Source organism: Streptococcus parasuis (assembly GCF_021654455.1).
GTDB lineage: Bacteria > Bacillota > Bacilli > Lactobacillales > Streptococcaceae > Streptococcus > Streptococcus parasuis.
The window spans coordinates 1,502,949-1,529,731 of record NZ_AP024276.1 but is presented as its reverse complement, the minus strand read 5'-3'; the positions used below and the strand labels follow the sequence as shown (position 1 = coordinate 1,529,731).

The window sequence follows — 26,783 nt, the reverse complement described above, 5'->3', positions numbered from 1 at the left end:
GTAAAAATCTGTAATTACCGCCAAAACCACAATAGGAGGATTTTATATCATGGCTAAAAAAGTCGAAAAACTCGTAAAACTTCAAATTCCTGCAGGTAAAGCTACTCCAGCTCCACCAGTCGGACCAGCACTTGGTCAAGCAGGTATCAATATCATGGGATTCACTAAAGAGTTCAACGCTCGTACAGCTGACCAAGCTGGTATGATCATCCCAGTTGTTATCTCTGTGTATGAAGATAAATCATTCACTTTCATCACTAAAACACCACCAGCTGCTGTTCTTTTGAAAAAAGCTGCAGGTGTTGAAAAAGGTTCAGGTACACCAAACAAAACTAAAGTTGCAACAGTTACTCGTGCACAAGTACAAGAAATTGCTGAAACTAAAATGCCTGACTTGAACGCTGCATCTGTAGAAGCTGCAATGCGTATGATCGAAGGTACTGCTCGTTCTATGGGATTCACTGTTACTGACTAAGTAGCACCCAAGTTTATCTGATTACAAGGAGACATATAATATGGCTAAAAAAAGCAAAAACTTGCGTGCTGCTCTTGAGAAAATCGACAGCACAAAATTGTACAGCGTAGAAGAAGCTGTTGCTCTTGCAAAAGAAACTAACTTCGCTAAATTTGATGCGTCTGTTGAGGTTGCTTACAACTTGAACATCGACGTTCGTAAAGCTGATCAACAAATCCGTGGTGCAATGGTATTGCCAAATGGTACTGGTAAAACTTCACGTGTTCTTGTTTTCGCACGTGGTGCAAAAGCAGAAGAAGCAAAAGCTGCTGGTGCAGACTTTGTTGGTGAAGATGACCTCGTTGCTAAAATCAACGGTGGTTGGTTGGACTTCGACGTTGTTATCGCAACTCCAGATATGATGGCTGTTGTTGGACGTCTTGGTCGCGTACTTGGTCCACGTAACTTGATGCCAAACCCTAAAACTGGTACAGTAACAATGGATGTTGCTAAAGCAGTTGAAGAGTCTAAAGGTGGTAAAATCACTTACCGTGCTGACAAGGCAGGTATCGTACAAGCTCTTATCGGTAAAGTATCATTTGACGCTGACAAACTCGTTGAAAACTTCAAAGCTTTCCACGATGTAATGGCTAAAGCTAAACCAGCTACAGCTAAAGGTACTTACATGACTTCAGTATCAATTACAACAACACAAGGTGTTGGTATCAAAGTTGATCCTAACTCACTTTAATCAATAAGAAGATTGTCTTAGGGCAATCTTTTTTTCTTGAGATTTTCTTGACAAGCACTTGATTTCGATTTATACTATACTCAATTTACATAAAGGAGTCATCCAATGAAAATAGCGGAAAAAGATGAGTTTTATGACCACCTTTCTGCGGCCTACAACCTTTCGCAGGAAGCATTTTCAGAAGCCCTGCGTGAAAAAATGTTGGAGGTGGCAGGTCAGTTGGACAAGGAGGAAAATCTCTATATACTGGCTGGATACTTAAGTCGCTTTATCAATGCAGAGCTAACAGCTCTGACTTGTCGAGCACCCAAGGAATTGGTTCAGTTAGCCCGCTATCTTCAAGAACTTCAAAATCACTATCGTTATGCAAGCATTATTCCAGGTAAGATAGAATAGGAGAAAACATGACAGAATATACAAAACCACTCGTATGGAAGTGGGAAGATGAAAACGACAACCAATCTGGCAATCGTCCAACAGCAGGCAGTCGCTTTGAGCAGGATCTACCGAAGGAAGAGAAGTCTTTCCAAGTCTATTCATTGGGGACGCCGAATGGCATTAAGGTTGCTATTATGTTGGAGGAGTTGAAAGAGTTAGGTATTTCGGAAGCTGATTATGATCTCTTTCTCATCAATATCGGTCAAGGAGACCAATTCGGCTCCGATTTTGTTGCTATCAACCCCAATTCCAAAATTCCAGCCATGGTAGATTATTCTGAAAAAGAACCCGTTCGCGTCTTTGAATCAGCAAATATTCTTCTCTATTTAGCAGAAAAATTTGATGTTCTCTTACCGAAAGAATGGGCTGAACGGACTGAAGTTCTTAACTGGCTCTTCTGGCAAACTGGCGCAGCTCCATTTGTTGGTGGAGGATTTGGACATTTCTTCCATTACGCTCCGACAGCGCAAGAATACCCGATTAATCGCTATACAATGGAAACTAAGCGTCAGCTGGATCTCTTGAATCAGTTATTAGCGACTAGAGAATATGTAGCAGGTAACACTTATACAATTGCTGATATCGCTATTTGGTCTTGGTATGGTCGCTTGGTGCAAGGAGAACTATATCCAGGTTCAGCAGAATTTTTAGATGTTGATTCTTACAAGCATCTAAAGACCTGGGTAGAGAAAATAGCTCAGCGTCCAGCTGTACAACGAGGGTTGACAGTGCAGTATCAGTCCATTGATCATTAAACCACTCACCCATTGGGTGGGTTTTTCTTTTACTTTGGTATCATAAAAGTTTATAATGAAAGGGTTAGACTCTCTTGAATTTTAAAGAAAAGCAGTGGCTAATGTGGATTTTTGAGGGAATAAAATTGATACTTATATGGAAAGATTAGTGAATATGTCTGAAAAAGTTGAAATACAGCAGTCAAAAGAACAGGCTACAATGGCTAAAGGATTAGCTTGGTTGACTGCAGGTAATATTCTAAGTCGTTTACTGGGGGTAGCTTATGTAATCCCTTGGTATATTTGGCTAGGAGAATACCGAGCAGAAGCGAATGCTCTTTTTAGTATGGGCTATCAAATTTATGCAAATTTTTTATTGATTTCAACAGTAGGTTTACCTGTAGCGATTGCTAAGCAAGTTGCAAAATATAATGTTCTTGGTAAGGAAGATGTTTCTCTCTATCTGGTAAGAGAGTTCTTCAAAATTATGCTGATCTTTGGAGCGGTATTTGCTGGGATCATGTATATCAGCTCACCGTGGTTAGCAGAAGCATCTGGCTCAAGGGAAAAATTGATTCCGGTCATGTATAGTCTCGTACCGCCCTTATTTATTTTCCCGGCTATGAGCATTCTTCGTGGTTTTTTCCAAGGTCGTCATGATATGAAGCCCTATGCGATTAGTCAGCTCGCAGAACAGTTGGTCCGTGTTATTTGGATTTTAGCAGCGACCTTTATTATCATGAAACTAGGTAATGGGAATTACCTTGATGCGGTTGTCCAATCTACTTTTGCTGCCTTTGTTGGTATGATTGCCAGTGTTGCAATATTAGTCTATGCTTTATGGAAACAAGGTTACTTAGGAAGATTGATTCATGCGAAAAAGCAGAAAATATCTATCCATACTGGTCAGTTAATCAGAGAAACTGTAAAGGATGCTATTCCGATTATTATTTTAGGTTTAACCATTCAATTGTTGCAATTTATTGATCAGGTTACCTTTATTAATGTGATGGAGCGGATTACAACCTATTCCAATTCAGAATTATTGGAACTGTATTCATATTTGGCCGCAAATCCGAACAAAATTACTATGATGATTATTGGTATTTCCCAGAGTTTAGGAAGCGTGGCCATTCCTTTGATAACTGAAAAATTTGTTCAAAAGGATTTGAAAGCCGCTTCGCATCTAGTAGCTGATAATTTACAACTTCTTTTCATTTTTACAATTCCAGCTATTGTGGGAACTGTGTTGCTGGCTCGTCCTCTATATTCTGTTTTCTATGGCCCGTCGGAGGACATTGCGATTACCTTGTTTATTTGGAATCTTTTTATGATTCTTCCTTTGGGCATGTATTCAGTCATTAGCGTTGTTATTCAATCAATCTTTGAAAACAGACATGGAATTTATTATTTCTTGATTGGTATGCTTGTGAAAATTGTTTTACAAGTACCAATGATGTATCTTTTCAAAGTTTATGGCAGCTTTATTTCAACAATTTTTGGTTTAGGCATTATGCTGTATCTCTTTTATAAACGAATTGATAAGATACTAGATATTGATGAACAAATAGTAGTGAAGGATATTGTGACAATTAGTTGGATTTCCGCGGTGATGGGCTTGGTTGTCTGGGTTATCGAGTTCCTTCTAGATATCGTTCTTCCAGCAAATGGATATGTTTCTAGCTTTATCCATCTAGTGATTGCTGGTGGTGCTGGTATTATTGTTTTCGGTCTATTGACATTAAAGACGCGTCAGTTAGACCGCCTAATCGGTGGTAGAGCACAATCTTTACGTAGAAAGTTACGGCTGGGATAGGGTCTTCGAGAGGGTTAATCTGGCTGGTATTGCGGAATCATTGATTCTGATAGTTTACAGTAAAGATAGGCTAGTACGTAATAAAAGGAAAGAAAATTCATGATGGATTTTCTTTTTTCTTGGAGATTTCAGTATTAAAAAAATTGAATTTATGGTAGAATAGTAGGGATAAAAAAGAGGAGTAAGAGAATGAAACCTAAATACGAACGCATTCTAATAAAACTGTCTGGAGAGGCCTTGGCCGGGGAACGTGGTGTCGGCATTGACTTGAAAACTGTTCAAGAAATGGCAAAGGAAATCCAGGAAGTTGCAGAATCAGGTATTCAAATTGCCCTTGTAATTGGTGGCGGTAACTTATGGCGTGGAGAACCTGCTGCTGAGGCGGGCATGGATCGAGTTCAGGCTGACTATACTGGAATGCTTGGAACTGTTATGAACGCCCTTGTAATGGCGGATTCCCTTAAACAACTTGGTGTAGATACACGTGTACAAACCGCCATTGCCATGCAGTCGGTTGCTGAGCCGTATATTCGTGGTCGTGCGCTCCGTCATTTGGAAAAAGGTCGTATTGTTATCTTTGGTGCAGGTATTGGTTCTCCATACTTCTCAACCGATACAACAGCTGCCCTTCGAGCTGCTGAAATTGAAGCAGATGCAATTTTGATGGCTAAAAATGGTGTGGATGGTGTGTATAACGCTGATCCGAAGAAAGATGCCAATGCTGTTAAATTTAATGAATTAACCCACCGTGAAGTGATTAGTCGTGGTCTTAAAATTATGGATGCGACTGCTTCAACACTTTCAATGGACAATGACATTGATTTGGTTGTCTTTAATATGAATGAACCAGGGAACATCAAGCGCGTTGTCTTTGGTGAACCGATTGGGACAACTGTTTCAAATTATACTGCAGAAAAATAATAGATTGAAATTGAGTTCAACTTTCATCTATTCAATAGGAAAATAAAAAAAGAAGGAAGTTTTATGTCTAAAGAAATTATTGCTAAAGCGCAAGAGCGCATGAACCAATCTCATCAGAGTTTGGCGCGTGAATTTAGCCACATTCGTGCTGGTCGTGCAAATGCTAGCTTGTTGGACCGTATTTCAGTTGAGTACTACGGTTCTCCAACACCATTGAACCAGTTGGCTGGTATTACAGTGCCAGAAGCGCGTGTTCTATTGATTACACCATTCGACAAGTCAATATTAAAAGATATTGAGCGTGCTTTGAACGCATCTGACCTTGGTTTGACACCACAGTCTGACGGTACTGTTATCCGTTTGGTTATTCCTGCCCTTACTGAGGAAACTCGTAAGAATTTAGCGAAGGATGTGAAAAAAGTGGGTGAGAACTCTAAAGTTGCTATCCGCAATATCCGTCGTGATGCTATGGATGATGCTAAAAAAGCTGAAAAAGCAAAAGAAATCACTGAAGACGAATTGAAGTCACTTGAAAAAGATATTCAAAAAGTAACAGATGATGCTATCAAAACAATTGATAAAATGACTGCCGACAAAGAAAAAGAATTGTTGGAAGTTTAATCGACACGTTTTTAGGCTTCAAAAACAGATTATCACTGGGCTGTCTAACTTCCAGTGATGTATCAATAAGAAATCTAATGGAGGGGAGTTAGACAGACTCCCCCTTTTTTAATCAGAAAGAAGAAAATCATGAATGATTTATTAGCACAGTATATCGTTGGTTTAGTGACTGACGAAAACGATCAGTTTTACTTTGTCCAAAAAGAGGGTAGAACCTTTGCTCTTTCTAAGGATGAAGGAGAACATAGTCTAGGTCAATCTCTTAAGGGATTTGCCTATACCGATATGAAACAAAAACTCCGTTTGACAACAAAGGATGTTGGGGCGACTCGTACCAGCTTTGGTTGGGGAACTGTCACAGAGGTACGTAAGGATTTGGGTGTCTTTGTGGATACAGGTCTGCCAGACAAGCAAGTGGTTGTTTCCTTAGACATTTTGCCTGAAATCAAGGAACTCTGGCCGAAAAAAGGGGATCAGTTGTACGTTAAATTAGACGTCGATAAGAAGGACCGCATTTGGGCTTTACCAGCTTTTCAGGAAGATTTTCAGAAAATGGCTGGACCTGCTTATGACAATATGCAAAACCAAACTCTGCGAGCGATTGTCTACCGTTTGAAAATGAATGGTACTTTTGTTTATTTGCCAGACAACAACATGCTTGGTTTTATCCACCCAAGTGAACGATTTGCGGAACCACGTCTGGGTCAGGTTTTGGAGGCTCGTGTCATCGGCTACCGTGCAGTTGATCGAACCTTGAACCTGTCTCTCAAGCCACGTTCATTTGAGATGCTGGAAAATGATGCCCAGATGATATTGACTTATCTGGAAAGCAATGGAGGCTTCATGACCTTGAACGATAAGTCTGCTCCGGAAGACATCAAGGCCACCTTTGGTATTTCCAAAGGGCAATTCAAAAAAGCTCTTGGAGGTCTGATGAAGGCTGGAAAAATTAAACAGGATTCTTTGGGAACAGAGTTGGTGTAGGGGGCGTCTATGCTAGTTTATATTGCTGGTAGTGGGGCAATGGGGTGTCGTTTTGGTTATCAATTGTCTAAGACAAAACATGAAGTGATTTTGTTGGATAATTGGGAAGAGCATATCGAAGCGATTCGAGAAAACGGCTTGAAAGTGACTGGAGATGTAGAGGAAACTGTACACTTACCTATCATGAAACCGACCGAAGCAACGAGAGAAGCAGATTTTATCATTCTATTGACAAAGGCTGATCAGTTGCCAAAGATGTTGCGGGATATTAAGCCGATTATCGGTCCAACTACCAAGGTTTTGAGTCTCTTGAATGGTTTGGGGCATGCGACGACCATGCGTCGGTACGTGCCAGATGAAAGTATCATGGTTGGGGTGACCATGTGGTTGGCGGGTCTAAAGGGTCCTGGACATGCACACTTAGAAGGTCCGGGTTCTATGTCTGTTCAGCATATTCTTGGTGATGAGCAATCAGTTGCGGATATTATTGAAATGCTGAATGAAGCTGGGCTAAATGTGACCTATGACAATCATGTTGTCAGTGCTATTTGGCAGAAAGCCTGTGTCAATGGTGTGATGAATCCAACTTGTACCATTTTAGACTGTACAATTGGTGAATTATTTGGTACGGAGGCTGGACTGAATCTAGTACAGGGGATTTTCAAAGAATTTATAGCTGTTGCTAAATCTGAGGCAGATGGAATTGACGAAGAAGCTATTTGGAAATATGTTATTGATGCTTCGAAGAAGGCTTCTAATCACTATCCATCTATGCATCAGGATTTGGTCCAACATGGTCGAAAGACAGAAATTGATTATCTGAATGGAGCAGTTGTATTCAAAGGCAAGCGAGCAGGCATCACTACGCCATACTGTCAGATGATAACAGACATGGTTCACGCCAAGGAAAGTATGCTGGGGTTGAGATAGGAGAAAGTCATGCTGATTGAAGTGGAAACGATTGAAGAATATATGGCTGCCTTGCCTGAGAATCGGAAGGAAGCGGTTGAACGGCTCCATCAAGTGATTGTGGAACAGTTACCAGCTGGTTTTGAAGTAGGCATCTTGGGAGGTATGATTAACTATTATGTGCCGCTTACTGCCTACCCTGATGGTTATCATTGCACACCAGGAGAGCCCCTGCCTTTCCTTGCCTTGGCATCACAAAAGGCACACATCGCCCTCTACCACATGGGAATCTATATGGACCAAGAATTGAATGATTGGTTCGTTGCTGCTTATCAAGCACAGGTGCCTACCAAACTGGATATGGGCAAGTCCTGTGTTCGTATGAAAAATCCCAAGAATATTCCTTATGAATTGATAGGGGAATTAGTTAGTAAGATGTCTATGGAGCGCTATATAGAGCTCTACGAAAAAAATCATAGAAAGTAGATGTAGTGAGAAGAAGTTTTTATTCTTGGTTGATGACCCAGCGCAACCCGAAAAGTAATGAACCAGTAGCTATCTTGGCAGATTATGCCTTTGATGAATCTGATTTTCCTAAGCAATCAGATAATTTCGATGAAGTCAGTCGTTTTTTGGAGGAATCGGCCAGTTTTGCCTTTTCCATGTCTGATTTTGATGCGATTTGGGAAGATTATTTGGGACATTGATGGATAAAATAGTACAAAATAGCCCTGTTTGGGCTATTTTTGTTATAATAGAGAAAAGCACAGGAAAAGGAGCAACTCTTGCTAGAACATTCAATTGATATTCAACTCAAGCATCCAGATGATTCGTTTAGCCTATTTGGTTCGAATGAACGCCATCTGAGATTGATGGAACAGGAACTAGGTGTGGTTATTCATGCCCGTACGGAAAAAGTGCAGGTGATTGGACAGGAAGAACATGTAGAACAGGCGCGTCTTGTTATCCAGTCTCTCCTTGTCTTGGTGAGTCGTGGTTTGGTTATCAATACGCCAGATGTGGTCACAGCTATTTCCATGGCAAAAAATGATGAGATTGAGAAATTCGTTGCCCTCTATGAAGAAGAGATTATCAAGGACAACTACGGAAAACCCATTCGCGTGAAGACCCTTGGACAAAAACTCTACGTGGACAGCGTAAAGCGTCATGACATCGTGTTTGGAATCGGTCCTGCTGGTACAGGTAAGACCTTCTTGGCGGTTACTCTAGCTGTAACAGCCCTCAAGCGGGGACAGGTCAAGCGGATTGTTCTGACACGTCCTGCGGTAGAAGCAGGCGAAAGTTTAGGCTTTTTGCCAGGGGACTTAAAAGAAAAAGTAGACCCCTATTTGCGTCCTGTCTATGATGCCCTCTACCAGATTTTGGGCAAGGAGCAGACCACGCGCCTAATGGAGCGGGAAATCATCGAGATTGCACCGTTGGCCTATATGCGGGGGCGGACCTTGGAAGATGCCTTTGTCATCTTGGATGAGGCGCAAAATACGACCATTATGCAGATGAAGATGTTCCTGACCCGTCTGGGCTTTAATTCCAAGATGATTGTCAATGGGGATATTAGTCAGATTGACCTGCCACGCAAGGTTAAGTCAGGTTTAATTGATGCGACAGAGAAACTGAGCAAAATTCCGCAGATTGATTTCGTACATTTTTCAGCCAAGGATGTGGTTCGCCATCCAGTTGTTGCCCAGATTATCAATGCCTATGAAGAGGAGGCTCGGGCAGCTGCTAGTCGAGCAAGTTTTGAAACGATTGGGGAGCCTAGTCGGAGCGAAGAGGATGAAGATTAGTCAATTTTCAAATCATTATCAAGTACGAAAGTTAGCAGACGCCGACTTGGAGTAGGTCTTGGCACTCTACCAGGCCAAGACCCTCTATTTTGAGCATTTTCCACCTTTACCTAGTATGGAAAGTTTAGCAAATGACCTTGTTGAGTGTCCGCCAGGTAAGGAGTTATCAGATAAATATTTTCTAGGATTTTGGGATAAGGACCAGCTCCTTGCTGTGCTGGACCTAATAGACGGTTATCCGACTGCAGAGCTTGCCTATATCGGACTTTTTATGGTGGATTCAAGGTTGGCTGGTCAGGGTCTTGGCTCAAAGGTCATAGCGGAGCTCCTGCCTCGGTTAGCAACTCACTTCAAAAAGGTGCGTCTAGGTTATGTAGAAAGCAATCCTCAGGCCAGTCATTTTTGGTCCAAAGTTGGATTTTGTCCAACTGGTGAGGTCAAAGAGTTGGCTGGAAAAACAATCGTCTTAGCAGAATATGCTTTAGATGAATACTAATAAAAAACTGCCTATTTCACATAAAGAAAATAAGGCAGTTTTTATCTGTCTGACAGTTAAAAATGGAAATTTTTTTAAAGGTAAAGCTTATGAGATTTTAGAATGTTGTGGATCATGTTGATGAGAAATTTCTTGTTTGATAGCACAGTCACAAGAACAATCATTGCAGGCACCTTTACTTTTGACCAAGCTACGGATAGCTAGGATGAACAATACAACAATGAGTGATATCAGGATGAAGTTAGCCATTCATTTGCTCCTTTTGAAGGTTTTTTAGAGTGACGATAGGTAAGGCGGAAGCAGGTTTTCGAACGATACTATACACCATTGCAGATAGTAAAATCAGTGCAATACCGGTCCAAATAGTTGGTTGATGATGGTAGAGAAAAACAGCTCCTAATTGATAAATGATGAGGCTGACAGCATAGGCTAGTCCTGTTTGGAAACCTACAGCAATCCAGGTCCATTTTGCATTTCCCATCTCACGGTGTATGGCTCCAATAGCAGCAAAGCATGGTGCACAGAGCAAGTTAAAAATGAGAAATGAGTAGGCGGATAAAGCGGAATAATCTTGCTGGAGCAATGTCCACAATTCACGACTGCTCTCGGAAGTTTCTCCCAGTTTGTAGAGAATACCAAAACTAGCAATGACTGTCTCTTTAGCTAGGAGGCCAGTAATCGCTGCGATTGTAGCTTTCCAGTTCCCAAAACCAAGTGGTTGGAAGAAAAAGGCAAAACCATGGCCGATTGAAGCCAGGATACTTTGATTTGTCTCGACTGGTGCCAAAGCCCAGCTGTATGAACTAGCAAACCAAATGATGATATTGGTTACGAAGATAATGGTTCCCGCACGTTTGATAAAGCTTATTGCCTTATCGGAAGAATAACGAAGAACAGTTTGAATTTGCGGAAGATGGTAGGAGGGCAATTCCATGATAAATGGACTCGCCAAGCCACCGAGTTGCTTTGTTTTTTTCAATGCCAAACCAGAAAGAATAATGGCTCCCATACCGATGAAATATGCGCTGGGTGCAATCCAAGGGTTGCCAGGGAAAAAAGCACCTGCAACGAGTGAAATAATCGGAAGTTTGGCTGAACAAGGCATAAAAGTAGCTGTCATAATAGTGATTTTTCTATCTTGTTCATTCTCAATTGTCCGACTAGCCATTACTCCAGGAACACCACATCCTGTAGCAATCAGCATCGGGATAAAGGATTTACCTGATAGGCCAAAACGTCTAAAAATTCGGTCCATGACAAAGGCAATGCGACTCATGTATCCAATATCTTCTAAGATTCCTAGACAGAAGAAGAGTACAAAAATCTGTGGCACAAAGCCGAGTATAGCCCCACAACCAGCTACAATTCCATCAAGTACTAAAGATTGTAACCAGCCAGCAATTTCAAAGGTATCAAGAAGATTTTGAATAATATCTGGAACAAATTGGCCAAACAATACATCGTTGACCCAGTCAGTCCCAATAGTTCCTACGGTTTGGATAGCAAGAAAGTAGGTTAGCCACATAACGAGTGCAAAAATAGGAAGTGCGAGAAAGCGGTTGGTTACAATTTGGTCCACTTTATCAGAAATATTAAGGCCGTTTCTAATTTCTTCTTGGACGGAGCTCGAAATGGTTTCAATGAATTGGTATCGCTGGTTGACAATTATGGCTTCGATATCATCCGAATAGATTTTCTCCAAAATCATGATAATTTCAGATAAATCTGCTTTTTCAGTTTCTCCGAAATTGAGTTGATGTAAAATGTCTGAATCTTGTTCTAAAGCCTTGATAGCATAAAAGCGTTGTTGTGTAGTAGGGATTGTTTGAGGTAACAATTCAATCACTTGAGCGATAGCTGCCTCAAATTGTTTCTCATATTGCGGAAAATAAGGTGTGCTAGATTGGGTGCTCGTTCTTTCAACTTCGCTGAGCAGTTGAGGGATACCCATCTTTTTTAATGCACTAATTGATTGAATGGGGCAACCTAGCTGGTGAGATAACTGATCTACTTTAATACTCCGTCCCTGTTGTTTCAAAGTATCGGTCATATTCAGTGCAATAACGGTTGGGATCCCCATCTCGAGTAATTGGAGAGTTAGATATAGATTCCGTTCCAGATTCGTTGCATCTACAACATTTAAAATGGCTGCTGGTTGAGCAGTTAGGAGGTAGTCTCTAGCAACCATCTCTTCGGAAGTGTAGGGTGAGAGGGAATAAATTCCGGGAAGATCTTGCAGATCCAAGTGTGATCGTTTTTTTATGTTTCCTGATTTTCTTTCAACCGTTACTCCTGGCCAATTTCCAACTCGTTGGTTGGTTCCTGTCAGGAGGTTGAAAAGGGTGGTCTTTCCACTGTTTGGATTACCCACTAAGGCTATCTGTTTATTCATGTATTCACCTAGCTTTCAACTTGAACGAGAATCATTTGTGCTTCCGATTTCCGGAGAGTTAATTGGTAGCCACGAAGTGTTATTTCTAATGGGTCGCCTAATGGAGCAACATTTTTTAGAAGAAGTTGTGTATGTTTCGTTATACCCATATCCATGAGGCGACGGCGTAGGGCGCCTGTCGCACAGATTTCAATAACTTTAGCACTGCTACCAATTGGAAGATCTGATAGGGCCAAGGATTGCTCTTGTTCTGATTTTTCTTCTAAAACCAAGCTATTGAGAACAGATTGATCCAAGGCTAAACGACTGGCTTTGACCAGGATGATTGCATTGTCCTTTGTTTTTGAAATGATTCGAATTTCTTGTCCTATCTTTAACCCAAGATGGTTCAAATGTTTGCGAACATCTTCTTGTAATTGAATGTCCTTTACAAGATAAATTTGTCCAATTTGCAGTGTTTGCATGTTCATTAAGCATCCTTTGTGATTTTTATAACAATAGTATAACACAAATACTTAAAAATGTCAGATAATTTTTAGATATATGTTAGTTTTAATGATACTTGAAAATATTTTGTTCACGGGCTTATTTTGAGAAGTTAGTTCTTAATTATTTTTATAAAAATCCATTGACATTTTTTGGAGGTATGATATACTAATCAAGTACGCTGGTTTAGCTCAGTCGGTAGAGCGCATCCATGGTAAGGATGAGGTCGCCGGTTCAATCCCGGCAACTAGCATAAAATAACCTGAAAAACCCTTGAAACACAAGGGTTTTTGCAGAATGAAGACAAACATCTCGACTGATGTTTGTCTTTTTCTGTTTATTGGTCTGATAGTCAGTCTTTTTGCCAGAATCGTGACTATTTGTACAATATAAAAAGGCTTCCCTGCCCTCATTTTTACCAATTTCTTGAGATTTAAACACGCCAAAGTCAGTCCAACCTTATCTTCCATTTTGGACTTGCCTTTCTCTCTTGTATAACGAAGATTGTGGTACTCTTTGGCTGTCCCAAAGAGGCGTTCAATGGTTTCTTTGCGCTTCTGGTAGAGCTCCTTCATACCTTTCCTGTGCCGAATCTCTTCACAGGTTTCTAAAGCCTCTTTCCAAATGTGTCGAGTTACCACTTTCTGCTTGTTCTTGCTTTCTGTACAAATTGATAGAAGTGGACAACTAGCACAGATAGCTGGATCACTCTTATATTCCCGATAACCTTCCCTGATTGTAGTGCGATAGGTTAAGACTTGATTCTCAGGACAGATATAACAGTCATAGTATTCATCGTAAACAAAATCCTTCGAGCGCAGTTTTCCCTTCTTCCCTTTCGGACGAGTGTAAGGAAAAACAGGAGTAATCTCTTGTTCCAGAAGGAAGTGAGCGATACTAGGGGTCTTATAGCCAGAATCGGCAATGAGAAAGCTAGGTTGAAAGGGCTGGAGCTTGGCGAAGAGTGCAGGAAAGGCCTGACTGTCATGGACATTGCCAGCCTCAACGCTATAAGCCAGAGCCCAACCATACTTGTCACAAGCCACCTGAGCTGTGTAGGCAAATACTTCCTTATGGTCCCCTTTATGAAACCAACCACTTTCTGGGTCGGTTGTAGAAATTTTCTTAGCGACGGGCCCCTCCTCTTTTGCGGGCCCTAGCGGCTTTTTTGCATGCTTTTCTCTATCTCTATTGATTTCAATCTCTAACTGCTCACTCATAAACTTGGCTTGCTTTTCAACTTCACGATTGATGAATTTGCGATTATTCGCCGCAGCTTTGATATGGGTACCGTCAATGAAAATTTCTGTCGGATCTATGAATCCTGCATTGACACAGAGACCTAAGATATGGGTGAAAATGCCTTCAATGACCTGTCTATCTTGGAAACGACGGACATAATTCTTTCCGTAGGTAGTGAAATGAGGCACCTTATCATCCAGTCGAAGACCAAGAAACCAACGATAGGCAGTGTTGACTTCAATTTCCTTAATGGTTTGACGCATGGAGCGAATACCGAAGAGGCATTGAAGGATTGGAATTTTAATGAGCAGAATAGGGTCAAGACTAGGACGCCCTGTATCATCGCTATAGCTATCTGCGACTAAGTCATAGATAAAGGAGAAGTCAATAGCTTCCTCTATTTGACGAAGGAGATGATCTTGAGGAACAAGGTCATCTAAACTGTAGAAACCAAATTGACCGCGATTGTAGTCTGGATTTTCTTTGTGTAACATAGCGATTCTCCCTCTGCTTATTAGCTAGTATTCCTATCTCTATTATACTACTTTACATATGAAAAAGCCGTTAGAAATATAATTCTAACGACTTTGTCTTCATTCTGAAAAACCCTTGAAACACAAGGGTTTTTGTTATGTCTGCCCCAAATCTGCCCCAAATTTTTCAAATATCTTTTTGATTTTTTCATTACTCTTCTCTTTTAATGATTCAAGTTGGTGAGCGTAGACTTTGAGTGTGATGTTTAAATTCTCATACCCTAACAACTGGGAAATGGAAATCAACTCAACACCTTTGGTAATCAAGTATGAAGCATAAGTATGTCTTAATGAGTGTATATGGACATTTTGCCCAACAATTTTCTAAAAGCAATTTTTTTAAATAGGGGATAAATAGGGTATATTTTATCACAAAATCCCTTGACATATATGTTTATTGTGTTAAAATAGTGGATAGAAAGCTGAAAGGAGTAAAACAAATGAACAAGAACCTTGTCGTCAAACAAGCTATTTTTTATCATATACTCCTTTCTAAGCGGGAAAACAGATTTTAGAAATCATTCATGAGTGTGGTCTCAATGAAGAGTAGAGGTTGAACGGTGGTTCAGCTAGATAGGTTTATGGACTTATTGAGTGATTTTTGAAAAACAACGGGTCTATTTTTGTGGACTAAAGCAAGCCTAGGAGGAGTAAAATGCTTCCCTGGGCTTTTTTGTGCGCTTAGAAAGGTGAAGTCTGTTCGTTTACCATCCCTTGATGTGGTGACAAATGACAGGCTGGAGATTTGTAAAGGAGATATATGTTTCGATTAATTTTTGATTATATCAAGCGTCATAAGTGGCTCTATTTATTGGTTGCCGTGACCTTGATTATTTATGATGCCACGCTTTTGGTACCGACGCAAATGATTCAACGGATGGTTGATATACTGACCAAAAATGAATTAACGCAAGCAATTTTAGTTCAGGATATGACGCTCTTGTTGCTCGTGACCTTGCTGAACTATGCTATGGCATTTATTTGGCACCTTAAACTATTTCAGGCTTCCGTTAACTTCAAGTTTGATATGCAACAACGGGCATTCAAAAAGTTGGTCACTATGCGAACACCATTCTATGAGAAATTTCGCTCAGGAGATGTAATGACCCGTTTTTCAACGGATGTGGATGGCTTGATGGAGATGGTCGGTTACGGTCTCATGATTGTCGTCTATGCAGGTGGCATGCTAGCTTTTATCATTCCAACCATGTTCTTCATTGACTGGAAGATTTCTACGGTTGCTTTGCTTCCGATGCTGTTCATGACGCTTTGTATATTTTTTATCGGAAGAAAACAAGATAAGGCGATTGACGCGAATAGGGACGCTGTAGCTCAACTCAATAATGAAGTTTTGGAAGTCATTGAAGGGATTCGAGTGACGAGGGCTTATAGTAAGAAAGCGACTCAAAAAGCTCAATTCCAAGCACGCACCAAACAATTAGCACAAGGTGGTGATCGTATCACCTCACTTCAATCTTTATATAATCCTCTAGCGACTGTCTGTTTAGGTTTATCTACGATTCTAGTACTTGTAATGGGAGCACAGGCCGTGAAGACAGGTCAATTAACACTCGGACAAGTCATTGCACTGCAACTCTATGTCAGTTCGCTCTTAGAGCCCTTCTGGACACTGGCAGATTTTATCCTTGTTTATCAAACTGGCAAGACGTCTTTCGAAAAATTGCAAGAGCTAATAGAGACAGGTGATGATTTGGAGGTGGATGGGTCTAAGGAAATAGGAGAGCTGGCGAGTATTGCTTTCAAGGATTACAGCTTCCAATATCCACAGTCGGAAAGAGCCAGCCTTCAGGACATTAATTGGACCCTACTAGCTGGACAGACCGTTGGAATCGTCGGAAAAACAGGTTCTGGAAAGACGACCTTAGTCCGCCAATTCCTGCGTCAATATCCTGTTGGTCAGGGTGATTTCACCATTAATGATCAAACAGTATTGGACTATAAACGTGCTAGCCTTGAAGAAAAAATTGGTTATGTCCCGCAAGAACACATTCTCTTTTCTAAATCAGTCGGAGAAAATATTGCGCTCGGCAAAGTAGATAGTAGTTCTGAAGAGATTGAACAAGCCATTGTTACGGCTGCATTTGATCAAGATTTAAAACGGATGAGTGATGGTCTAAACACCATGATAGGTGAGCGTGGGGTATCTATTTCGGGTGGTCAAAAGCAACGGATTTCTATTGCGCGTGCATTCTTACGGAAACCAGATTTGCTAATCCTAGATGATTCTTTGTCGGCAGTGGATGCTCGGACAGAACGCCAGATTATCCAAAATATTCAAAAAGAACGTGCAGGCAAAACTAATGTCATCGTGACCCATCGTCTATCTGCTGTCAACCATGCTGATTGGGTGTTGGTTCTGGATGAGGGCCGTATCGTTGAAGAAGGGCGTCCCGCTGATTTGCTTGCCCAAAAAGGTTGGTATTATGAACAATACCAGCGACAACAAAGCCAGGAAGGAGGAGAGTAATGACTATTTTAGGATTTTTATTAAAACAAATCAAACGCGTCAAATGGCTATTTATTGTAGCAGTAGCTTTCTATTTACTAGCTTCAACCCTGGTTCGATTGGCTCCTCTGTTGATTCAGCAGGCTATCGATGGGCCGATTACAGATTTGAGCAAGGGTTTTCCATTTAATGAAACTGTTTTTTTGACTCAGTCAGCTCAATATATGGGGATGACAGTCCTAGGAGCCATTGGTTTTTACCTGTCCATGCGCTTGCTCATGCATTGTGCCAATCGGATTGCAGAGAATCTGAGAAATCAAGCCTATGATGTGATGCAGCGGTTGCCTATTTCATATTTTGATGATAAACCAGCAGGGAAGATTGCAACTAGAATTGTCAATGATACTGAGACACTGCGAACTCAATTTTATGGTACCTTAGTTTATGCCTTTAACAATATCGTTCGACTGGTATTTACATATGCTGTTCTTTTCTACATGAATCGTAGTTTGGGCTGGCTGATGTTGCTGCTGATTCCTCTATATATTGGGATTCAATTTGCTTATAAAAAAATGACTGACAAGCCCATGAAGGACTTCTATGATGCCAGGAGTGATGTGAATACTCAGGTAAATGAAACCATGAACGGTGCTAGTTTGATTCAACTCTTTGGACAAGAAGAAAGAAGTATGCAAGAGTTTGAAGCGACTGCTGACAAGATGCGTCGTGCAGACAACAAGATGATATGGGCTCAGTCTCTTGCAACTTGGAATTTGAGTGGCTTCTTACAAAATTTAGTGATTACAGGGATTTTGACAGTAGTTGGTTATCAATTTCTCAAGGGCCATCCTGGAGTTACAGCCGGGAGACTCTTTGTTTATGTAAACTATATTGAGGGCGTCTTCATCGCATTAGGTGCCTTGGTTCAGCAATTTCCAAATATGCTTCGTTCTTTTGAAACTGGTAAGCGTTTAATGGCTCTTTTAGAAGAAGAGGCGGAACCTGATAGCGAGCATGATTTGGAAGTAGATCAAGGTCAAGTCGTGTTTGAAAATGTGAATTTTAGTTATGAAGAAAATAAACCAGTTTTGAGAGATATTTCCATTCGGGCTGAAAAAGGTGAAACAGTTGCTTTGGTGGGACATACGGGTTCTGGAAAGTCATCGATTATGAACCTCCTCTATCGTTTCTATGATCCACAGGCGGGTCGCGTATTGATTGATGGAAAAAATATTCGTGACTATTCTCGTGAAAGCCTGCGTAGTCACATGGGGATTGTTTTACAAGATCCCTATCTCTTTACAGGAACCATTGCAAGTAATGTTTCCATGAATGAGGAAACAGCAGACAAAAAACGAATTTTGCAAGCCTTGGAAAAAGTTGGAGCAGGGCCGATGCTATCTCGTTTAGAGAAAGGGATTGATGAACCTGTAGTTGAGAAGGGAGCGGCCTTTTCAAGTGGAGAGCGCCAGCTGATTGCCTTTGCTCGGACACTCTACTCTGATCCTAAAATTCTGATATTAGATGAAGCAACTTCTCATATTGATACGGAGACAGAAGAAATTATCCAACATGCCATGGAAGTGGTGAAAGAAGGCCGAACAACCTTTATCATTGCGCACCGACTCTCTACCATTCAAAATGCAGATCAAATCCTTGTCTTGGATCAAGGTCGAATCATTGAGCATGGCAAACACGAAGATTTGATTGCGTTTGGTGGTACCTATGCTCAAATGCATGAGATTCAAGCAAGGGTGTAAGGACTAAAAATCTTTAGTTGGCAAAGACAACCAGTCGAGGGGGACATTTAGATTCTTATCGGTAACCCAAATATGTTTATTCATTCAACTATGAAAGAATTGTCATACAACTCGAAATATCAAAGTGTGTCTACATTATGAAATCCAGTTCGGAACAACTGGATTTTTTTTGAATCATTTTTTTATAAAAGTGACAACCTAAAATGAAAAACAGATTGGAATGATAAATGGTTTAATAATTTTTTATCAATATTATGATTTGAATTATTAGACAATCCGATAAAATTACATTGCTTAATGAAAAAAATTATATGGAAAAAGGCTTTTAAAACAAGGGTTTTATACTGTTTTTGTAAAAAAATATTAAAATAGTAGGCAGAAAACTTGCATAGTTCCAACTTAAATGATAAACTAACAACATAAAGTTAAACAAAAGTTGTCACTTTGAATTATAAAGCTACTTGAACTATAAAACAAGTGTTGGTTACTCTTAGAAGTGATAAATTGGTTTTTCTACTATTTTTAATTAAAGGAGAATACATTATGGGATTGATTTGGACACTTATCGTAGGTGGAGTCATTGGTGCAATTGCAGGAGCAATCACCAATAGAGGTGGTTCAATGGGTTGGATTGCCAATATTGTAGCAGGACTGGTTGGTTCATCCATTGGTCAAGCAATTTTTGGATCATGGGGACCATCTTTTGCAGGAATGGCACTCTTCCCATCGATTTTAGGTGCGGTTATCGTAGTAGCAGTTGTATCTTTCTTCCTTGGTCGTAAGGCATAGGGATTAGAAAGAAGCTAATATTGGAAAAATAAGAAAGAGGTATACATTATGGGATTGATTTGGACACTTATCGTAGGTGGAGTCATTGGTGCAATTGCAGGGGCAATCACCAATAGAGGTGGTTCAATGGGTTGGATTGCCAATATTATAGCAGGACTGGTTGGTTCATCCATTGGTCAAGCAATTTTTGGATCATGGGGTCCATCATTTGCAGGAATGGCACTCTTCCCATCGATTCTAGGTGCGGTAATCGTAGTAGCAGTCGTATCTTTCTTCCTTGGTCGTAAAGCATAAGCTATGAAGAGAGCAACCTATGAATAAAGGATTAAAATGGACTTATGGACTGGTGACTTTGCCTCTGATTGTCCTGCTCGGATTGATAGCCATTCGCTATTCAGAGGTTATCACTATGCCAATGGAGGTCGAGCGAGCTTTACCTCAATGGCATCTCCATACGCAAACAAATCAGGTAGTCTCACAATTTCTCTTCTGGGGTTCGATTGTATTTATTCTTATTTTGATAACATTTAGTTTGATCGTTTTATTGTGGCCAAGTCGTTATTCAAAAATCAATTTATATGAGGATGGGAGCGGAAAACTATTATTGAGAAAAACGGCCTTAGAAGGCTTTGTTAGATCAGTAGTTGACGCCCAAGGTGTGATGACAGAACCTGTTGTTAAGACTTCGATTTATGGGAAACAATTAAAGGTGAAAGTTACAGGCTGTTTGAATTCTCGGGCAGCAGCACCGCAACAATTATCTAACTTGGAACAGGAAATTCGTGAAGGATTGGAAGCATTTTTTGGTCTACCCCGTCCACTACAATTTACAGTGATTGCGAAGGAAATTGTAGATTCAAGTCAGAGACTAGTTTCAAGAGTAGAATAGAGGTGCCTATGAAAGAAGATAATCAATGGATGTATCCAATCATTGGAGCAGGTACAGGATTACTTTTGGCCATCTTATTTCTAACACTTGGTTTCTTCAAAACTTTGCTCGTACTTGTATTGGTTGGTTTGGGAGCTTTTATAGGATATTTTGTTCAAAAAGCAGGAATTGTTGAATACCTGATAAGGAAGTAATCATGGCATTGGAGGATATAAATGACAGAAATGAAAGAATTTTCGGGAATTAGAGGAGAATTGACTTATTCTGATAAGGTCATTGAGAAAATGATTGGGCTTGCTTTAGAGTCAGTTGATGGCTTGCTAGCAGTTAGTGGTGGGTTCTTTGCAAACCTGAAAGATAAAATAGTCAATAGCGACGAGCCAACAACAGGTGTACATGTTGAAGTTGGGAAAAAGCAGGTTGCGGTTGACCTAGCTATTATTGCTGAGTATAAAAAACATTTACCAACGATTTATAAGGAAATGAAAGCCATTATTGAGTCTGAAGTAAAAGCAATGACAGACTTGGAAGTTGTTGAAGTGAATGTAGAAGTTGTTGATATCAAAACTCGTGAGCAATATGAAGCTGAATCAGTCAGTTTACAAGATAAGGTTGCTGATGCAGCCAGTTCCGCAGCAGGATTTACATCAGCTCAAGTTGACAAAGCTTCAAAAGGTGTAGAGAATCTTGCAAGTAGAAATGAGCCACGTGTTATTTAAGTAGACAAAGGAGGAAAAATGAATGTCTGAAGAAAAATTTGATGCAAAAAAAGATGAATTGGTTGGTACTGCAAAAAAAGTGACTGGTAAAGTGACTGGTGATAAAGAATTGGAAACCGAAGGTAAGGTTGAAGAATTAAAAGGTAAAGCAGAATCCATTTTAGCAGATGCAAAAGACGCTGTTAAAGGTGCCTTGAACGGTATCAACAATCCAAAATAAGGATAAAATAGACAAAAAAGTAGAGTAAAAAAATATGACACAAACAAATAGAAACACAGGCAACTGAAATGAAGGGAACAGTGACGTATGCGGATCAAGTGATTGAAAAGATGATTGGTCACACTTTGCAAGATGTACCTGGACTCTTGGCTGTTAGCGGTGGATTTTTCACAGATTTTAAAAATAAGTTGATCAACAGTTCAGATGTTCGAGATGGCATTAATGTCGAAGTTGGTAGCAAACAAGTTGCAACGGATTTGAAAATTGTGGTAGAATATGGAAAAGATATTCCTGAAATCGTCGAAACAATGAGGTCTGTTATCGGTGCAGAAGTGAAGAAAATGACCCACTTAGAAGTGGTTGAAGTCAATGTTGAAGTCGTGGATATAAAGACACGTGAAGAGTTTGAGGCAGAATCTGTGACCTTACAAGATCGTGTAGCTAGTGCTACTCAAGCTACAGGTGAGGTGATAGGTAATCAAGCTAGTAAAGCTGGTGATTTCGTCACCACTCAAACAGATTTGGTAAAAGACAAACTTGAATCATCACGTGTCCAATAATCACGTTCGCAGTTTGGTGCGATAAGAGACAACTAGCTAGGTAAAAGATGTGTTATCCAGCTAGTCGATAGGAGTGAGATAATCATTTCAGTGAGATGATATCATCTCGCTCCTTTTCAGTTTGTGAAAGGAGAACAAAAAATGCCAAATCGTAAGATGGTAAAAGCATCAAAATATCAGCAAATTGCAGTGGGTGTCGCCCAGCGGATTGTCAGTGGAGAGTACAAGGTTGGAGAGCGGATTAAGTCTCGTTCAACCTTAGCTAGTATGTTTGGTGTTTCGCCTGAAACGACTCGAAAAGCCTTGAATATCTTGGCGGATTTGCACATTGTGTCGGTTAAACATGGGAGCGGTGCCATTGTCCTGTCTAAAGAAAAGGCTCATGATTTCTTGGATAATTTCGAAATGACCAGTTCCTTGGTGTCACAAAAGGATCGCATTCTGGAAAAGATGGACCAGCAGGAGCTCATGTTGAAAGAATTGCGGGGAATGGTGTCTGTTTATTTGGACCAGACCAAGCGGGTGCAGAAAAAGTATCCTTTGGAACCTTACGGTTTAAAGTTGACCTCGGATTCTGATTTGTTTGGGAAACAATTGACTGAAATCCGAGTTTGGCATCACACTGGTGCAGTCGTTGTTGGTATTGAACGTAACGATGAATTGTTAATTTCCCCTAGTCCTTATCAGACGCTTGAAAAGGATGATTTAGTCTACTTTGTCGGTGAGGAAGAGAGTTACACCCGGATGAAGAATTTATTTGACTTGCATCCAGAAAATCCTGAACAATAACAGGTGAAGCAGCGGATGAAAGCCTTAATTTTTGACCTAGACGATACTCTATATGATCAAATTCAGCCCTTTCAGCGGGCCTTGGAGCGTCATTTGTCCGTGCCAGCTGACCGATTGGACCAGCTTTATCTGGATTTTCGCAAGCGGGCGGATGAGGTTTTTGAGGCTACTGCAACTGGTAAAATGAGTTTGCAGGATAGCCATATTTACCGGATGAAACAAGCCTTGGCGGACAATGGTTATCAGGTGTCTGATGCGCTGGCTTTGACCATTCAGATTGATTATGATTATTTTCAAGGACAATTGGAACTCAGTCCGATTTTTCCAGAAATATTTTCATGGTGTAAAGAACATGGAATTACAATGGGCATCATTACAAATGGCCCCTATAGGCATCAGTTAAGAAAAATTCGTACGCTGGGCCTATTTGATTGGTTTGAACCGGAAAACATTCTTATTTCTGGACAAATCGGGATAACCAAACCCAACCCCGCTATTTTTCACTTGATGGAAGAGCGGTTGGGAATGTCAGTAGAAGATGTGTATTACCTAGGAGATTCGTTTGAAAATGATGTGGTGGGCGCAAAAGCTGCGAACTGGAAGGCAATTTGGTTCAATCATCGCAAACGCCCACTTCCATCCAGCTCTGTTTCAGCAGATTTCATAATCTCCGAATGGGAAGAACTTGTACCCACGATTAAACAATTGTTAAACCAGTAAAAGCTGGTTTTTTTATTTGCCAAATTTGAAAAACCTCCAGCATCTGAAAAAAGACCTGTCTGAAACTACTTTCAGGAACTTGTCCATTTTGACAAAAATTGAAATTAGATTCTAAGTGAATGAAGGATATTGAAAATTAAATATAATATTATATAATAAATCATGTAAGCGCTATCTCGGATCCGGAACAGAAAGGAGTGACATAATGGCTAGCATCAGCAAGGAAGAATTAAAAGAGCAGATAAAAGATGGAATTATTGTCTCTTGCCAAGCCCTACCAGGGGAACCTCTATATACGGAGGAAGGCGGTGTGATGCCTCTGTTGGTTAAAGCAGCCCAGGAGGCTGGAGCTGTAGGTATTCGGGCCAATAGCGTTCGAGATATCAAAGAAATAAAAGAGGTAACAACTTTACCAATTATCGGAATTATCAAGCGAGATTATCCTCCACAAGAGCCATTTATCACTGCTACAATGCGAGAAGTAGACGAGTTGGCAGCTCTTGATATCGAGGTCATCGCTCTCGATTGTACCAAGAGAGAACGCTTTGATGGACTGACGATTGAAGAATTCATTCATCAAATCAAAGAAAAGTATCCCAACCAATTATTCATGGCTGATATTTCAACGTTTGAAGAAGGTCTTGTTGCTTATCAAGCTGGGATTGATTTCGTGGGAACAACCTTATCTGGTTATACTTCATACAGTAGACAGGATGATGGCCCTGACATTGAGTTGGTAGATCAGCTTTGTCAAGCAGGTATGGACGTGATTGCAGAAGGAAAAATCCACTATCCACATGAAGTAAAACAAATACACGATTTAGGTGTTGCTGGTATTGTTGTAGGGGGTGCCATTACACGTCCAAAAGAAATTGCAGAACGATTTATTAACGTTTTGCGGAAGTAATCAACGGTTATCAAATGCTCCCTGAGGGGAAAAATAATAATAAAGGAGAAGAATGATGAAAAAAATCATCCATTCATTGTTGGCAGGTGCTGCAGTTCTATCACTTGCAGCTTGTGGTTCAAGTTCAAGTGAATCGACAGCTAGTTCATCGGAATCTGGTGATACTGCTGGAAAAACAGAGATTACTTGGTGGGCCTTCCCAGTATTTACACAGGAAAATACTGATGATGGTGTGGGGACATATGAACAGAAAATCATAGATGCTTTCCAAGAAGCAAACCCAGACATTACTGTAAAATTGGAAACCATCGATTTTACTTCAGGACCTGAAAAAATTACAACAGCTATTGAAGCTGGTACAGCTCCAGATGTGCTTTTTGATGCTCCTGGTAGGATCATTACCTATGGAAAAAATGGTAAACTTGCAGATTTGAACGATCTCTTCACCGACGAATATGTTAAAGATGTCAATAATGATAATATTATTCAAGCATCTAAGGCAGGAGATACTGCTTATATGTATCCCATCAGTTCTGCACCGTTCTATATGGCATTAAACAAAGCAATGCTTGAAGATGCAGGTGTACTTGAGCTTGTAAAAGATGGTTGGACTACAGATGATTTTGAAAAAGTAATCAAGGCTCTGAAAGATAAGGGCTACAACCCAGGCTCTCTTTTCTCAAATGGACAAGGTGGCGACCAAGGTACCCGTGCCTTCCTTGCAAACTTATACAGTGGTAGTATTACAGATGAAGCTGTGACCAAATACACAACTGATTCTGAACAAATGATTAAGGCTCTAGATAAAGTTGCAGGTTGGATCAAAGATGGCTACATGATGAATGGTTCACAATATGCTGGTGGTGATGATATTCAAAACTTTGCAAATGGGCAAACATCATACACTATTCTTTGGGCACCATCTCAAAATGGTATCCAACAACAATTGTTAGAAGCTTCAAAAGTAGAAGTGTTAGAAGTGCCATTCCCTTCTGAAGATGGAAAAGCAGATCTTGAATACCTTGTCAATGGTTTTGCAGTATTTAATAATGGTGATGAAGCTCGAGTAGCGGCTGCTAAGAAATTTATTCAATTTATCGCTGATGATGCAGAATGGGGTCCTAAAAACGTAGTTCGTACAGGTGCCTTCCCAGTTCGTACCTCATTTGGTGAATTGTACAGTGATGAGCGCATGGCTATGATTAGTAAATGGACTGAATACTATTCTCCATACTACAATACAATTGATGGCTTTGCTGAAATGAGAACTCTATGGTTCCCAATGCTTCAATCAGTGTCGAATGGTGAAACCGATGCAACAACAGCATTGAAAGACTTTACTGAAAAAGCTAACGCAACAATCAAATAATATAACAACTGTGCTCCTTTTCAAAGTTCAATTTTATGATGTAGAGAAGGAGCATTTTATCTTACAGGTGAGTTAGTCAGCTAGTTTCACCTATATCCTATTAGAAATTGAGGTGTTCGAGGTGCAAATCAATAAAATAAGAATGAGGGAGACCATAGTGTCCTATGCCTTCTTGGCTCCTGTACTAATCTTCTTTACTGTGTTTGTCCTAGCTCCAATGGTCATGGGCTTTGTAACTAGTTTTTTTAACTACACCATGACTGATTTTACATTTATTGGTTTGGACAACTATGTACGTATGTTCAATGACCCAATTTTTGTCAAATCATTGATTAATACGTTGATTATTGTCATTGGGTCCGTTCCAGTAGTTATTTTCTTTTCACTGTTTGTAGCTTCGCAGACATATGAAAAAAATGTGATTGCTCGTTCGTTTTATCGTGCAGTGTTCTTTCTACCAGTTGTAACTGGTTCGGTGGCTGTGACAGTTGTATGGAAATGGATTTATGACCCCCTTTCAGGGATTCTTAACTTTGTTTTGAAGTCAGGTGGTGTTATTGAACAAAACATCTCTTGGCTTGGAGATAAACAGTGGGCTTTGTTAGCTATTATTGTTATTTTGCTAACAACATCGGTTGGGCAACCGATAATCCTTTATATTGCAGCATTGGGAAATATTGATAATTCTTTAGTTGAGGCAGCCCGTGTAGATGGTGCAACAGAGCATCAGGTCTTTTGGAATATTAAGTGGCCAAGTCTTTTACCGACAACACTTTATATTGCAGTTATTACAACAATCAATTCCTTCCAATGTTTCGCTTTGATTCAACTGTTAACATCTGGAGGACCAAACTATTCCACATCAACACTCATGTATTATTTATATGAAAAAGCATTTAAGTTGTCTGAATACGGATATGCCAATACAATGGGTGTCTTCTTGGCAGTCTTAATCGCCATTATTTCATTTGCACAATTTAAAATCTTTGGCAATGACGTAGAATATTAG

29 protein-coding genes, 1 tRNA gene and 2 pseudogenes are annotated in these 26,783 nt (G+C 40.2%); 28 read left to right on the top strand and 4 right to left on the bottom strand.

Translation table 11 applies throughout. The features are described from left to right. Positions 1-49 precede the first annotated feature (49 nt). The 13 genes from rplK (at position 50) to L6410_RS07620 (ending at position 9,932) form a co-directional block, all read left to right on the top strand. Entirely contained in the window at positions 50-475 is a 426-nt protein-coding gene (gene rplK, locus L6410_RS07680) for a 50S ribosomal protein L11 (protein WP_024382554.1), read from the top strand. A 40-nt stretch (positions 476-515) separates the two neighbouring features. After that, positions 516-1,205: a 50S ribosomal protein L1 gene (gene rplA, locus L6410_RS07675; protein ID WP_004194879.1), complete on the top strand. Its 690-nt coding sequence runs from the start codon at positions 516-518 to the stop codon at positions 1,203-1,205. 105 nt (positions 1,206-1,310) lie between these two features. Next, complete coding sequence (locus tag L6410_RS07670; protein WP_237395260.1) at positions 1,311-1,601, top strand: hypothetical protein; 291 nt, start codon at positions 1,311-1,313, stop codon at positions 1,599-1,601. An 8-nt stretch (positions 1,602-1,609) separates the two neighbouring features. Further along, positions 1,610-2,398, top strand: coding sequence for a glutathione-dependent disulfide-bond oxidoreductase (gene yghU / locus L6410_RS07665; RefSeq protein ID WP_237395259.1), 789 nt, complete (start codon positions 1,610-1,612; stop codon positions 2,396-2,398). A 154-nt stretch (positions 2,399-2,552) separates the two neighbouring features. Continuing rightward, a complete protein-coding gene (locus L6410_RS07660; RefSeq protein ID WP_237396763.1) occupies positions 2,553-4,193 on the top strand; it encodes a putative polysaccharide biosynthesis protein in 1,641 nt (546 codons plus the stop codon). Positions 4,194-4,382: 189 nt separating this feature from the next. Beyond that, the gene (gene pyrH / locus L6410_RS07655; RefSeq protein WP_172019247.1) at positions 4,383-5,114 is read left to right on the top strand and encodes a UMP kinase; all 732 of its coding nucleotides are present in this window, start codon (positions 4,383-4,385) and stop codon (positions 5,112-5,114) included. Between the two features lie 63 nt (positions 5,115-5,177). Then, entirely contained in the window at positions 5,178-5,735 is a 558-nt protein-coding gene (frr, locus tag L6410_RS07650; RefSeq protein ID WP_024391695.1) for a ribosome recycling factor, read from the top strand. Positions 5,736-5,864: 129 nt separating this feature from the next. Beyond that, positions 5,865-6,719, top strand: coding sequence for an RNA-binding virulence regulatory protein CvfB (cvfB, locus tag L6410_RS07645; RefSeq protein WP_172040100.1), 855 nt, complete (start codon positions 5,865-5,867; stop codon positions 6,717-6,719). Positions 6,720-6,728: 9 nt separating this feature from the next. Further along, a complete protein-coding gene (locus tag L6410_RS07640; RefSeq protein ID WP_237395258.1) occupies positions 6,729-7,649 on the top strand; it encodes a 2-dehydropantoate 2-reductase in 921 nt (306 codons plus the stop codon). A 9-nt stretch (positions 7,650-7,658) separates the two neighbouring features. Next, positions 7,659-8,114: a DUF1801 domain-containing protein gene (locus L6410_RS07635; protein WP_023369741.1), complete on the top strand. Its 456-nt coding sequence runs from the start codon at positions 7,659-7,661 to the stop codon at positions 8,112-8,114. 5 nt (positions 8,115-8,119) lie between these two features. Next, positions 8,120-8,335, top strand: coding sequence for a YozE family protein (locus tag L6410_RS07630; protein ID WP_009910192.1), 216 nt, complete (start codon positions 8,120-8,122; stop codon positions 8,333-8,335). Positions 8,336-8,413: 78 nt separating this feature from the next. Further along, positions 8,414-9,436 (top strand): PhoH family protein, encoded by a 1,023-nt coding sequence (locus L6410_RS07625; protein ID WP_237395257.1) that lies wholly within the window; start codon positions 8,414-8,416, stop codon positions 9,434-9,436. 58 nt (positions 9,437-9,494) lie between these two features. Then, positions 9,495-9,932, top strand: a complete 438-nt coding sequence (locus L6410_RS07620) for a GNAT family N-acetyltransferase (protein WP_237395256.1) — start codon at positions 9,495-9,497, stop codon at positions 9,930-9,932. 241 nt (positions 9,933-10,173) lie between these two features. Here L6410_RS07620 and feoB read toward each other — a convergent pair whose 3' ends face one another. Further along, complete coding sequence (gene feoB / locus L6410_RS07615; RefSeq protein WP_237395255.1) at positions 10,174-12,324, bottom strand: ferrous iron transport protein B; 2,151 nt, start codon at positions 12,322-12,324, stop codon at positions 10,174-10,176. An 8-nt stretch (positions 12,325-12,332) separates the two neighbouring features. Then, positions 12,333-12,794: a FeoA family protein gene (locus L6410_RS07610; RefSeq protein WP_160864609.1), complete on the bottom strand. Its 462-nt coding sequence runs from the start codon at positions 12,792-12,794 to the stop codon at positions 12,333-12,335. A gap of 196 nt (positions 12,795-12,990) precedes the next feature. Between L6410_RS07610 and L6410_RS07605 the strand changes: the two genes are divergently transcribed. Continuing rightward, positions 12,991-13,063, top strand: a tRNA-Thr gene (locus tag L6410_RS07605). Between the two features lie 144 nt (positions 13,064-13,207). On the opposite strand, the pseudogene L6410_RS07600 reads toward L6410_RS07605, so the two are convergent. After that, positions 13,208-14,546: pseudogene (locus L6410_RS07600) on the bottom strand (IS1182 family transposase); the annotation flags it as partial. Between the two features lie 135 nt (positions 14,547-14,681). Beyond that, positions 14,682-14,909 (bottom strand): annotated as a pseudogene (locus tag L6410_RS07595) (tyrosine-type recombinase/integrase); the annotation flags it as partial. A gap of 436 nt (positions 14,910-15,345) precedes the next feature. On the opposite strand from L6410_RS07595, the gene L6410_RS07590 reads away from it, so the two are divergent. From L6410_RS07590 to L6410_RS07525, 14 genes are all read left to right on the top strand, one after another. Then, the gene (locus L6410_RS07590) at positions 15,346-17,073 is read left to right on the top strand and encodes an ABC transporter ATP-binding protein (protein WP_237395254.1); all 1,728 of its coding nucleotides are present in this window, start codon (positions 15,346-15,348) and stop codon (positions 17,071-17,073) included. Then, positions 17,073-18,812 carry an ABC transporter ATP-binding protein gene (locus tag L6410_RS07585; protein WP_172025238.1) on the top strand — a complete coding sequence of 580 codons (1,740 nt, stop codon included), beginning with the start codon at positions 17,073-17,075 and terminating at the stop codon, positions 18,810-18,812. Before L6410_RS07590 ends, L6410_RS07585 begins: the two co-directional genes overlap by 1 nt. Before the next feature lie 543 nt (positions 18,813-19,355). Further along, positions 19,356-19,601 (top strand): GlsB/YeaQ/YmgE family stress response membrane protein, encoded by a 246-nt coding sequence (locus L6410_RS07580; protein ID WP_024392045.1) that lies wholly within the window; start codon positions 19,356-19,358, stop codon positions 19,599-19,601. Between the two features lie 48 nt (positions 19,602-19,649). Next, positions 19,650-19,895, top strand: coding sequence for a GlsB/YeaQ/YmgE family stress response membrane protein (locus L6410_RS07575; RefSeq protein ID WP_024392044.1), 246 nt, complete (start codon positions 19,650-19,652; stop codon positions 19,893-19,895). Positions 19,896-19,914: 19 nt separating this feature from the next. Beyond that, a complete protein-coding gene (gene amaP / locus L6410_RS07570; RefSeq protein ID WP_172025239.1) occupies positions 19,915-20,490 on the top strand; it encodes an alkaline shock response membrane anchor protein AmaP in 576 nt (191 codons plus the stop codon). An 8-nt stretch (positions 20,491-20,498) separates the two neighbouring features. After that, the gene (locus L6410_RS07565) at positions 20,499-20,684 is read left to right on the top strand and encodes a DUF2273 domain-containing protein (RefSeq protein ID WP_024392042.1); all 186 of its coding nucleotides are present in this window, start codon (positions 20,499-20,501) and stop codon (positions 20,682-20,684) included. Positions 20,685-20,705: 21 nt separating this feature from the next. Further along, a complete protein-coding gene (locus L6410_RS07560; RefSeq protein WP_160864605.1) occupies positions 20,706-21,209 on the top strand; it encodes an Asp23/Gls24 family envelope stress response protein in 504 nt (167 codons plus the stop codon). Between the two features lie 22 nt (positions 21,210-21,231). Further along, positions 21,232-21,429, top strand: a complete 198-nt coding sequence (locus L6410_RS07555) for a CsbD family protein (RefSeq protein WP_237395253.1) — start codon at positions 21,232-21,234, stop codon at positions 21,427-21,429. 47 nt (positions 21,430-21,476) lie between these two features. Beyond that, positions 21,477-21,989, top strand: coding sequence for an Asp23/Gls24 family envelope stress response protein (locus tag L6410_RS07550; protein WP_024396815.1), 513 nt, complete (start codon positions 21,477-21,479; stop codon positions 21,987-21,989). 141 nt (positions 21,990-22,130) lie between these two features. Then, entirely contained in the window at positions 22,131-22,778 is a 648-nt protein-coding gene (locus tag L6410_RS07545; RefSeq protein ID WP_237395252.1) for a GntR family transcriptional regulator, read from the top strand. Between the two features lie 15 nt (positions 22,779-22,793). Further along, positions 22,794-23,498: an HAD family hydrolase gene (locus L6410_RS07540; RefSeq protein WP_172090168.1), complete on the top strand. Its 705-nt coding sequence runs from the start codon at positions 22,794-22,796 to the stop codon at positions 23,496-23,498. 205 nt (positions 23,499-23,703) lie between these two features. After that, positions 23,704-24,405, top strand: coding sequence for an N-acetylmannosamine-6-phosphate 2-epimerase (locus L6410_RS07535; RefSeq protein WP_172040117.1), 702 nt, complete (start codon positions 23,704-23,706; stop codon positions 24,403-24,405). A 55-nt stretch (positions 24,406-24,460) separates the two neighbouring features. After that, positions 24,461-25,774: an ABC transporter substrate-binding protein gene (locus L6410_RS07530; protein ID WP_024396813.1), complete on the top strand. Its 1,314-nt coding sequence runs from the start codon at positions 24,461-24,463 to the stop codon at positions 25,772-25,774. A 142-nt stretch (positions 25,775-25,916) separates the two neighbouring features. Next, complete coding sequence (locus tag L6410_RS07525) at positions 25,917-26,783, top strand: carbohydrate ABC transporter permease (RefSeq protein ID WP_032538172.1); 867 nt, start codon at positions 25,917-25,919, stop codon at positions 26,781-26,783.